The organism is Bacteroides propionicigenes (assembly GCF_018390535.1).
GTDB classification, from domain to species: Bacteria; Bacteroidota; Bacteroidia; order Bacteroidales; family Bacteroidaceae; genus Bacteroides; species Bacteroides propionicigenes.
This window is the reverse complement of record NZ_JAHBBW010000015.1, coordinates 55,631-67,277: the sequence shown is the minus strand read 5'-3', so window position 1 is coordinate 67,277 and position 11,647 is coordinate 55,631. Positions and strand designations below refer to the sequence as shown.

Sequence of the window (11,647 nt, the reverse complement as noted above, 5' to 3'; positions counted from 1 at the left end):
ATTTATTATCATGGATAGAAGAAGTTTTCTAAAAAACACAGGCTGGTCTTTTCTTGGATTAGCAGCTTCAGGAAGCCTGCTCGGTTCTTGTGCAGCTGGAAGTAAGGAAGCAAAAAAGATTATGCCGTCAGCCAGTAATCTCAAGATGTTTTGGGGCGACTTACACAATCACTGTAACATCACTTATGGACACGGTGATATGCGCGATGCTTTTGAAGCCGCCAAAGGACAACTGGACTTTGTCAGTGTAACGCCTCACGCCATGTGGCCGGATATTCCGGGTGCAAACGATCCGCGTCTGAAGTGGGTAATCGACTATCACACCGGAGCTTTCAAACGTTTACGCGAGGGAGGCTATGAAAAGTATGTAAAGATGAGCAACGAATACAATAAAGAAGGAGAATTCCTCACTTTCGTCGGATACGAGGCTCATAGCATGGAACATGGCGACCACGTAGCATTAAACTATGATTTGGATGCACCGCTTGTGGAATGTACTTCTATCGAGGATTGGAAAGAGAAAGCCAAAGGGCATAAAGTATTCGTCACTCCACACCATATGGGTTATCAGGGTGGTTATCGCGGCTACAACTGGAAATGCTTTACAGAAGGAGATATTACTCCGTTCGTAGAAATGTACTCACGTCATGGTTTGGCGGAAAGCGACCAAGGCGACTATCCGTATCTGCACGACATGGGACCGCGCCAATGGGAAGGAACAATCCAATACGGTTTGGACCAAGGTCATAAATTCGGCATCATGGCTTCTACCGACCAACACTCCGGCTATCCGGGCAGCTACGGTGACGGACGTATCGGTGTTATGGCACCGTCATTGACTCGCGATGCTATTTGGGAAGCTCTTCGCACCCGCCATGTATGTGCCGCTACCGGTGACAAAATATTAATAGACTTCCGCCTCAACGATGCTTTCATGGGTGATGTCGTTCGTGGCAACAGCCGCCGTATTTACTTGAATGTAACCGGTGAAAGCTGCATAGATTATGTAGATATTGTAAAAAACGGCCAGATACTGGCTCGCATGAACGGTCCGTTGACCCCGATTGCACCGGAAGGTGATACCATCCGTTGCAAAGTAAAAGTTGATTTCGGTTGGAACCGCGAGGAGCAATACGTACACTGGCAAGGAAAATTAGCTATAAATAAAGGTCGTATCGTAAGTGTTACTCCCTGTTTCCGCGGTGCAGCTTTCACTTCTCCCCAAGAAGGTGAAACAGAATTCAAGACACATGTCAACCGCATCCTCTCCGCTGGTGAAAAAGAAACGGAACTGGATTTGTACAGCAGCAAGAACCCTAACACCACCACTCCTGCTATGCAAGCAGTAATCCTCGACTTGGAAATGCCGAAAGACGGAATACTAACTGCCGACTTCAATGGCAAGAAGTTCGAACACTCATTGGGTGAACTGCTTGAAGGTTCTCGTTCTCACTTCATGATTGGCTGGTTGAGCGAAGCCATCCTCTTTAACCGCGCCATGCCTGAAAGCTGCTACACTGTGGAACATTATATGGAAGACAAAGAGCCTCAACGTGACACAGACTATTATTACGTACGCGTACGTCAGCGTGACGGACAATGGGCATGGAGTTCTCCGATTTGGGCTGAAAGAGTTTGATGATTATGAGTAAAACATACGCTATAGGAATTGACCTTGGCGGTACTTCTGTGAAATACGCCCTTATTGACAATGAAGGCGTATTTCACTTTCAAGGAAAATTACCGTCAAAAGCCGATGTATCTGCAGAAGCAGTAATCGGCCAATTAGTAGCTGCCAGCAAAGAAACAATGGCTTCGGCACAACAACTTGGCGTGGCAGTAGAAGGTATAGGTATAGGCACTCCCGGTATTGTAGACGAAACCAATCGCATCGTACTGGGCGGAGCAGAAAACATCAAAGGCTGGGAAAACCTGAATCTTGCCGACCGTATCGAAGCGGAAACCGGCTTGCCTGTGCAAATGGGTAATGATGCCAACCTGATGGGATTGGGAGAAACAATGTATGGCGCCGGGCAAGGTGCAAGAAATGTAGTCTTCCTGACCATAGGTACAGGTATCGGCGGCGCAGTCGTTATTGATGGTAAACTGTTCAATGGTTTTGCCAACCGGGGTACTGAACTGGGTCATGTACCTCTTATCGCCAACGGTGAACCTTGTGCATGCGGTTCTGTAGGCTGTTTGGAGCATTACGCATCTACTTCTGCATTGGTACGCCGTTTCAGCAAACGGGCAAGTGAATCCGGTATTTCATTTCCGAATGAAGAAATCAACGGAGAACTTATTGTACGTCTTTATAAAGAAGGAGACAAACTGGCAACAGAGAGTCTGGAGGAACATTGCGATTTTCTGGGGCACGGCATTGCCGGGTTTATCAATATCTTCAGTCCGCAACGTATCGTAATAGGCGGCGGACTATCCGAAGCCGGCGACTTCTATATTCAGAAAGTCAGTGAGAAAGCACATCGCTACGCCATGGCGGATTGTGCCGTGAATACCCGAATCATGGCTGCATCTTTAGGAAACAAAGCAGGAAGTATCGGTGCTGCATCACTGGTATTCTCCCATTAAACACAAAACAATATGAAAAAGAATTTAGGAATGCTGGCGCTCATCATGGCGTTTTGGTTTACCATATCATTTATTACTAACATTCTGGGGCCACTCATTCCGGACATTATTCATAATTTTAATCTGAGCGATTTGGCAATGGCAGGGTTTATCCCGACTTCTTTCTTGCCTATGCCATCATGTCCATCCCTGCCGGATTGATGATTGACCGTTTCGGTGAGAAACCGGTATTGTTTCTGGGATTCCTGATGCCGTTCATCGGAACCACGCTGTTCGCCTGTGTGCATACCTACCCTATCCTGTTAGCTTCTTCTTTTATCATAGGCTTGGGTATGGCTATGTTACAAACCGTACTTAATCCGCTACAACGCGTTGTAGGAGGAGAAGAAAATTATGCCTTCGTAGCGGAAGTCGCCCAATTTGTATTTGGTATCGCTTCTTTCTTGAGTCCTCTGGTATACACGTACCTGATTCACGAACTCAATCCGGATATATATACAGAGGGAAAGAGCTTCTTTATCGACCTTTTAGCCGATATGACTCCGGCTGATATGCCGTGGGTTTCACTATATTGGGTATTCACTCTTCTGTTACTGATTATGCTGATTGCCGTAGGGCTTTCCCGCTTCCCGAAAATCGAATTGAAAGAAGATGAGAAAAGCGGTTCCAAAGATTCCTACGTGGCGCTATTCAAACAGAAATATGTATGGCTGTTTTTCCTCGGCATCTTCTGTTATGTGAGCACGGAACAAGGAACCTCTATCTTCATGAGCACATTCCTTGAACAATATCACGGAGTAAACCCGCAGGCAGAAGGTGCGCAAGCTGTAAGTTACTTTTGGGGACTGATGACGGCAGGCTGTCTGGTAGGTATGGTATTATTGAAACTGATTGACAGTAAGCGCTTGCTCCAAATTTCAGGAGTATTAACCATTATCTTATTGCTGACCGCCCTCTTCGGAAATAAAGAGATTTCTCTCATTGCTTTCCCGGCTATCGGATTCAGCATTTCCATGATGTACTCCATTGTATTCTCGTTGGCCCTGAACTCGGCATCGCAACATCACGGTTCGTTTGCGGGTATCTTGTGTTCCGCTATCGTAGGCGGAGCCGGTGGCCCGATGATTATCAGTATGCTGGCAGACGCAACTTCACTACGCACCGGTATGTTGATTATTCTGGTATTCGCAGGTTATATCACATTCATCGGTTTTTGGGCACATCCGCTCATCAACAACAAAACGATTTGCCTGAAAGAACTTTTCAAGAAAAATAAATAAGGTATAAAAGAAGAATATAGTACAAGAGGATATCTCAATATTTGTATTGAGATATCCTCTTTCTTTGTTTCATTTTGCATCAATTAACCCACAAAAACTTGCATTTCTACAAAATAACCGTATTTTTGGTACAAAAGATCAATACATTATGAGACAAACACTATCTCTTCTCATCGGCTTGTTGCTATGTTGTACTATTCAAGCCAAGAACCGGGTTATTGAAAAACCTCCTTTCTGTGTACGTAACACAACTTCTATTGAAGTAAGTGAAATAATACTTAGCGACACAGCTACGGTATTGCACATCTATGCCAAATACCGTCCTAAAAACTGGATACGGATTGCTTCGGGCAGTTATTTGCAAGACAATAATGGAGAAACCTATTTATTACGTTCGGGTATAGGCATCACTCCTGACAAAGAATTTTGGATGCCGGAATCCGGTGAAGCTGAATTCCAGTTAGTATTTCCGCCACTGCCTGCCAAAGTTACTGCCATCGACTTCACAGAAGGAGAAGGCATTGACGGTGCTTTCAGTATTTGGGGCATACAGTTGAAGAGCAAGGAACTGCCGAAGCTGATATTACCCAAAGAAGCTGTGGTCCATCCGGCGGATAAGGAAGCCACACTCCCCGTTCCCCTCATTCAATATGGCAATACTACCGTGAAAGGAAAACTACTGGATTATCATCCCAGCATGGCAAAGGAACTCTCCCTGTACTTATACGAACCGATAAAAGGCTATACGGAACCCATGACAGTAGAAGTCAAGCAAGACGGAAGCTTCAGCACTGCTTTCCCTATAACAGGAACCACACCGGCAGCCTTCAGTCTCTTCGGCACAAACATCAACTTCTTTGTAGAACCGGGAAAAACCAGCGAACTATACATCAACCTGCGTGAGATATCCCGAAAGAATTCTACTTTCCACAAGAACAAAAAGCCCTATGGGGAGCCCGCCTACATCAACGGTCCGATGGCGAGCCTGTCTGAGGAACTAAACAGAAACCGCATCAACACAGCTATCATCACCGACTACCAAAGCCTGATAGAAAAGGCCGGTGATATGGATATAACATCCTATAAAAGTTATATATTAGAAACAGCAAAAGGCATACAACAGGAGATAGACAATGCCAATCTCAGTGCAGGAGCCAAGCAACTGCTCTCTTTTGAAAAGGACTTGAATATCATCGAGGTTTTAACACAAGCTCCGGGACTGCTGACACAAGCCGCCCTGCAACAAAAAAAACTGGAACGAAATGAAGCCGAAGACTATTTCCGAAAAATAGATCAGAACATGCCGAAAGACTATATTCCTGCCGAATTACTGAAACACCTGAACACGCCACAAGTTACTCTTGTACAACCTTATACATATGCTGTTATCGTATCGGCGCGCCACAAAGATGATTATGCCCGGGCATGGGAAACAGATAAAGGCGTATTTTTCGACATTTCCCGTACGGCATTGCTTTATCAGGGTATAAAAGATTTCAACCCGCTGACCGATACCCAAAAAGCCGAAATCAGTACCCTGCCCGATGCTTATCAACAAGTATTACTGCAAGCCAACAAACAGCTGTTGCAGACTATTGAGAATAACAAGAAGAAGTCAGGCTTTACCATTAATGAGGCAGGTCAGATAGCCAATGAAGATTTATTTGCCTCCATTATCAGTAAATTCAGAGGTAAGGTTCTTTTAGTGGATTTTTGGGCAACTTGGTGCGGTCCTTGCCGCATGGCAAACAAAGCGATGGTTCCAATGAAAGAAGAACTGAAAAATAAGGACATCGTTTACCTATACATCACCGGAGAAACTTCCCCGCTAAAAACTTGGGAAAATATGATTCCCGATATTCATGGAGAGCACTACCGCCTGACAAATGCACAATGGGAGTATTTAAACAAAAGTTTTGGAATCAGAGGAGTTCCTACATACTTTGTTGTTGACCGTGAAGGAAACATTAAATTCAAGCAGACCGGTTTTCCCGGTATTGGAAAGATGAAAGAAGAGTTATTGAAAGTTACCGACTAAGCTTAACGTACAAAGACCAATATAAAGAGGTGTATTACAATACTGAACATCCCATAGGATAGTTCAAGTTGTAATACACCTTTTTATCATCAGACAGGTTTCCGGAAAGGTCACCTGTTATCATTGACAAGTAATTACTTCTTTTCAGCCTGTGCCCATTCTTTAGCGCCTTGTTCTTTCAATTCAGCCGTAAACGCTTTCGCCTTTTTCATTGTAACGGCTTCCTCTTCCGGGCTTGCATAAGCATGCTTATACCCCTTCACAACGTTCCACTCGCCACGGGTAAAATCGGGAAATGCCACCGGAGCACAATTGTTGTCCATAGAAAGCTCACCCAACTCTGCCAGACAGCACCATTCCGCCAAATCGTATACATCCATATCCAAAGGCAAACCGTTTTGCAGGCAATAAACCAAACGGCTATCCATGATAAAGTCCATACCGCCGTGACCGCCCACTTCTTTCGCCATATCACCGTATTTCTTCAAGATAGGATGCTGGTATTTAGCGACAAGCGCTTCCATCTCCGCCTTCGGCAAGAAACCATGTGAATTCAGGTCGTCCACCTTAGGCTCCACACCCGAAGCTGCCAGTTGGTCGGCATCAAGCGCGTAGCCTTCTACGGGATATTTATTGGCAAATCCTTTTGAGCCGGTCAGTTGATACAAGCGGTTGTATGGCTGTGGTGTCATAACATTATGCTGTATTTCAATTACTTTACCGTTAGCAGTACGGATTAATGTCGTAGTGTGATCACCGTTGCGGAAGTTATTGCAAGCGGAGTCCGTTCTTGCCTCAACCAAAGACTTTCCTACTATCGATTTAGTATCCATAGCAACTAAGGTCTGCATACGGTCTCCTCGGTGAATATCAAGTGCCTGCGCCACAGGGCCAAGACCATGAGTGGCATACACGTCACCGCGATGTCTCATGTTATAGTCCAGACGCCAACCCAGTTTGTCACCCTCGCCGTCTTTCCAGTAATGATTCCAAAACGGACTCAGATTATGGATATACGCACCTTGTGCACGAATCACTTCACCGAACACACCATGTTGTGTCATGTTCAGCGTATTCATTTCAAACCAGTCGTAGCAGCAGTTCTCCAGAATCATACAGTGCTTGCGAGTCTTCTCACTCATGTTAATCAAATCCCAGCACTCTTTCAGATTCATAGCGGAAGGAACTTCGATAGCCACATTCTTTCCATTCTCCATAGCACACATGGCTACGGGGAAATGATGCAACCAGTCGGTAGCGATATAAACCAAGTCTATATCATCACGCTTACACAGTTCTTCATAGCCCTTTTCACCGGAATATACGGCAGCTTTCGGCATAGAAGCCCGTTCCAGATATTTCTGGCACTTATCCGCACGCTCCTGTTCGTAATCACAAAGTGCCACAACTTGCGTTCCGGGGATATGGGTAAAACGTTCTACCGCTCCGGGACCACGCATACCCAGACCGACAAATCCTACGCGTACCACTTCCATTTTAGGAAGTGCCAGCCCTACCACGCTCTTCCGGTCTGCCGGACGCTGGGGAGTTTCAACAACAATCGTTCCGTTTTCCCATTGCCATTGAGTTCCCTTGTCATTGGTATGCACAGCAGATGTCTGCGACGAACATGCGCACAATGCAATGCATATTCCAAAAAGCAATACCTTTAAACTCTTCATGCTTTTCAAATTCAAAGTTAATAATACGGGTATTTTTTACTTATGTGTCTCTACAATCTTGGTAGGCGCCATTTCCATATTCCGACGGTCTACCTGACGGACAACGGCTGCCGCCAATTGCAAGAAGGCGCGTCCTGTCACCGTATTCTCATCCAAAGCTACGGGAGTACCCTTGTCCCCACTCTCGCAGATACTCTGCACGATAGGAATCTGTCCCAATAGCGGAACATTCATATCCTCCGCAAGTTTCTTGGCTCCTTCTTTACCAAAGATATAGTACTTGTTCTCCGGAAGTTCAGCAGGGGTAAACCAAGCCATATTTTCTACCAGACCGAGAATAGGCACGTTCACCTTATCATTCGTAAACATGTTGATGCCTTTACGGGCATCCGCCAAAGCCACCGCCTGCGGTGTGCTGACAACGATAGCCCCGGTCATGGCAAGTGTCTGCACTACGGTAAGATGAATATCGCTGGTTCCGGGCGGAAGGTCTATCAGGAAATAATCCAGTTCACCCCAGTCGGCATCGGCTATCAACTGTTTCAGCGCATTGCTTGCCATACCGCCGCGCCATAGGGTAGCTTGGTCGGGATCTACGAAGAAACCGATAGACAGCAGTTTGATACCGTATTTTTCAATAGGCACAATCAAATCACGTCCGCCGATGTTCTCGGCATACGGGCGGGCATCTTCCACCTGAAACATCTTGGGCATGGAAGGTCCGAAGATATCGGCATCCAGCAAACCTACCTTATAACCCAACTTAGCCAAAGAAACCGCCAGATTGGCGGAAACGGTAGACTTGCCCACACCGCCTTTACCGGAAGACACGCCAATTATATTCTTCACCTGCGGCAACAGTTTGCCCACCTCCGGCCGTGCAGCCTGACGGCTTTCGGTGGCAATCGTCACTTCCACTTCCGGTGAGACATAGGTATGTATTGCTGTTTCAGCAGCCTTTACCATTGACTTCATAAAGGGATCGGTCGGCTTCTCAAAAACCAGCGAGAAACTGACTTTCATCCCGTCAATACGCAAATTATCGGCAACCATTTCCGCCTCAACAAGGTTCTTCTTGTTGCCGGGATAGCGCACTGTTGCCAGTGCATCCAAAATCAATTTAGGATAGAGAGTCATGTTATTTACTATTTTACGATTTACTATTTACTATTTGATAGTCCCTGTTTATTTGCCGGTTTGAAGACCGCTGCGCTTGCTGCGGTTGTAGCTGCGATACTCGTCCAACTCTATTTCTACATCGGGTTCTTGCAGCTCTCCGCATTGGGGAAGCCTGAACTTGATGTACTTTATGGTTAAACCGCGATCCAGCCACTGTTGTTCATAATAGGTGCGAATACCGAGGATGTCATCCACCAGACCGGAATGATAGAGGTCGTCGGTGATAAACTCTACCGGAAGTCCGTTCTTCTCTATCATATATTTGGTATAGGTAAACATAAAGTTGCTGTCGGTCTTTACGTGAATGGTGCCGCCGTCTTTCAGGAACTTGCGGTAACGCTCCATAAAGTAAGTGGACGTAAGGCGCTTGGTGGCTTTTTTCATCTGCGGGTCAGAGAATGTGAGCCATATCTCGCTCACCTCGCCCGGTGCGAAGAAGCGGTCTATTATTTCGATGTTGGTACGCAGAAAAGCGACATTCTTCATGCCCGACTCCAGAGATTCGGTGGCTCCCGTCCACATACGCGCTCCTTTTATATCCACCCCGATGAAGTTCTTGTCGGGGAACATACGTCCCAGCCCTACTGTGTATTCTCCACGTCCGCAACCCAGTTCCAGCACAACCGGATGATTGTTCTTGAAAAACTGTTGATGCCAGTTCCCTCTCATGTCAAACGGAACATTGTCCACTGCCGAGTACGGGTATTCAAAAACGTGCGGATAACTCGCCATATCGGCAAACTTCTCTAATTTATTCTTTCCCATTCGTATGTATTAAAGTATTTCTACCCGACCGGTATAGTTATAAAAAGCCCGGTCGCCAAAGCATTGATGAAACAATGCATATTTATCAATACCCGTACAATGACAAACGCCCAGCCGTTGCGGCAAATGGCTTTCAAAGAAACGGGCTATCACATCAAATTTCTCTTTTGCAGTATTGCGGATATGAAAACCGCCCAATACCAGCTTCAACGATGCCTGCGGAAAATATTCCTGCACCGTGCGGATGATATTCGTAATTCCCCGATGCGAACAGGCGCTCAAAACAGACACTTCATCAGCTTGCTTCAGCACCAATGCCAGTTCATCCGCAAAAGTATCAGCTTCTTTTCTCCCTTCCGCCAACGTGAAGAAGTGTTCAAAATGCGTATCGCCCTCATCCGTAACGGGCAACTGCGGAAAAACAAACACCCCGGAGCACAACTCGGTGACCTCGTCTACAAAACGGAAGCGCGCACTATCCAACGCATCAGGATGCAGCACGCCGTTTTCACGTTCTTCTTTGAACTTCGGAATGAAAAGTTCTTTCTTACAGACTACCTTAGCCGTCCGGTTCACTCTGAGAAAGTGATGCAACCCGCCTGTATGGTCACGATGTCCATGCGACAGCACCAAGAAATCCACTTCCTTTAAATCAATCCCAAGTATCCGGGCATTGCGCATAAAGAGGTCGGAAGACCCCGTGTCAAACAGCAGGCGATGTCCGCCCGTATCAACAAGCAGGGAAAGCCCGTGCTCTCCCTGTAGTCCCTTGCCGTAAACCGAATTCTCGACAAGGGTTGTAATCTTTACGCTCATGCGTTATTCTACGATAGTTACCCAACCATGCGTATCGGGTTCGTCACCGTATTGAATGGCACGCAGCTTATTATACAACTTCGTACAAACAGGTCCCGGCTTTCCATCTTTGGCAATCACGTACGACTTGCCGTTCTCCACATCGTCAATGCGTTCTATCGGACTGATAACGGCAGCAGTACCGCAAGCGCCCGCTTCCTCAAAAGTCAGCAGCTCTTCTTCCGGAACCGGACGGCGTTCCACCTTCATGCCCATATCCTCCGCCAATTGCATCAGACTCTTGTTGGTAATGGACGGAAGGATAGAAGTAGACTTCGGAGTGATGTATGTATTGTCTTTGATACCGAAGAAATTGGCAGCACCGCATTCATCGATGTACTTCTTTTCCTTGGCATCCAGATAGAACTCGCAAGCATAACCCAAATCGTGCGCTTTCTTATTGGCACGCAGGCTGGCGGCGTAGTTACCGCCTACCTTATAGATACCTGTACCCAAAGGTGCGGCGCGGTCGAACTCGCGAATAATAACGTACGGATTAGTTGAGAATCCCCCCTTGAAGTAAGGGCCTACCGGTGTTACAAATACCACAAACAGATATTCTTTTGCCGGATGCACTCCAACTTGTGCTCCCGTACCAATCAGCAACGGACGGATATACAGGGAAGCTCCCGATTCGTAAGGCGGAATAAAACGTTCATTCAGCTTCACAACATTAAGGATAGCCTCTTTAAAGCGTTCTGTCGGCAGTTCTGGCATCAGGATGCCCCGACAGGTAGACTGCAAACGCGCCGCATTCTCTTCCAAACGGAAGATACGCACCTTGCCGTCTTTGCCACGGAATGCCTTTAAGCCTTCAAATGCCTCCTGGCCATAGTGCAGACAAGTGGCAGCCATATGCATGGGAATGGTTTCCTCGCTGCATACTTCCAATGCGCCCCACTGTTCATTACGATAGTAAATTCTCACATTGTAATCTGTCTTCATATAGCCGAACGGCAGATTAGCCCAATCCAGTTCTTTCATATCTCTTAAAATATTAGTTGCTACTATGTACAATCAGCAACAAAAATAGTTTTTATTCTTCACATTCCCGCTTCTCCGCCAGTAATTTTTTAATTTCCCTGTCAGCTTTCGTCAGTTTGTCACTGCAAAACGCAATTATTTCGTTCGCCTCTTTAATTTTTTCGGCAAGCGCATCAATTTCCAGTTCATTATTGTCTATTTGGCTTACAATTTTCTCCAGCCGTTCTATCGCTTGGGAATACGTTTCTTTTTTCTTGGGTGTAGACATAGGGCTA

General features: G+C 46.2%; 9 protein-coding genes and 1 pseudogene. 4 read left to right on the top strand and 6 right to left on the bottom strand.

Annotated features, from left to right (window positions below; all coding sequences use genetic code 11):
• The first annotated feature begins 10 nt into the window (after positions 1-10).
• From KG118_RS15415 to KG118_RS15400, 4 genes and pseudogenes are all read left to right on the top strand, one after another.
• Positions 11-1,639 carry a CehA/McbA family metallohydrolase domain-containing protein gene (locus tag KG118_RS15415; RefSeq protein WP_187120013.1) on the top strand — a complete coding sequence of 543 codons (1,629 nt, stop codon included), beginning with the start codon at positions 11-13 and terminating at the stop codon, positions 1,637-1,639.
• 5 nt (positions 1,640-1,644) lie between these two features.
• Positions 1,645-2,589, top strand: coding sequence for an ROK family protein (locus KG118_RS15410; protein ID WP_117712287.1), 945 nt, complete (start codon positions 1,645-1,647; stop codon positions 2,587-2,589).
• A 12-nt stretch (positions 2,590-2,601) separates the two neighbouring features.
• Positions 2,602-3,869: pseudogene (locus tag KG118_RS15405) on the top strand (sugar MFS transporter).
• Between the two features lie 148 nt (positions 3,870-4,017).
• Positions 4,018-5,907, top strand: coding sequence for a TlpA family protein disulfide reductase (locus tag KG118_RS15400; protein ID WP_117712182.1), 1,890 nt, complete (start codon positions 4,018-4,020; stop codon positions 5,905-5,907).
• Between the two features lie 134 nt (positions 5,908-6,041).
• Here KG118_RS15400 and KG118_RS15395 read toward each other — a convergent pair whose 3' ends face one another.
• The 6 genes from KG118_RS15395 to xseB are packed head-to-tail and all read right to left on the bottom strand — an operon-like array spanning position 6,042 to position 11,640.
• Complete coding sequence (locus KG118_RS15395; RefSeq protein WP_117712185.1) at positions 6,042-7,589, bottom strand: Gfo/Idh/MocA family protein; 1,548 nt, start codon at positions 7,587-7,589, stop codon at positions 6,042-6,044.
• 36 nt (positions 7,590-7,625) lie between these two features.
• On the bottom strand, positions 7,626-8,726 hold the full coding sequence (locus KG118_RS15390) for an Mrp/NBP35 family ATP-binding protein (protein WP_117712187.1): 1,101 nt from the start codon (positions 8,724-8,726) through the stop codon (positions 7,626-7,628).
• Positions 8,727-8,774: 48 nt separating this feature from the next.
• A complete protein-coding gene (gene trmB / locus KG118_RS15385) occupies positions 8,775-9,533 on the bottom strand; it encodes a tRNA (guanosine(46)-N7)-methyltransferase TrmB (protein WP_117712189.1) in 759 nt (252 codons plus the stop codon).
• Between the two features lie 9 nt (positions 9,534-9,542).
• A complete protein-coding gene (locus tag KG118_RS15380; protein ID WP_117712191.1) occupies positions 9,543-10,349 on the bottom strand; it encodes an MBL fold metallo-hydrolase in 807 nt (268 codons plus the stop codon).
• 3 nt (positions 10,350-10,352) lie between these two features.
• A complete protein-coding gene (locus KG118_RS15375) occupies positions 10,353-11,372 on the bottom strand; it encodes a branched-chain amino acid aminotransferase (protein WP_117712193.1) in 1,020 nt (339 codons plus the stop codon).
• A 52-nt stretch (positions 11,373-11,424) separates the two neighbouring features.
• Entirely contained in the window at positions 11,425-11,640 is a 216-nt protein-coding gene (gene xseB, locus KG118_RS15370) for an exodeoxyribonuclease VII small subunit (protein WP_117712289.1), read from the bottom strand.
• Between the last annotated feature and the right edge of the window lie 7 nt (positions 11,641-11,647).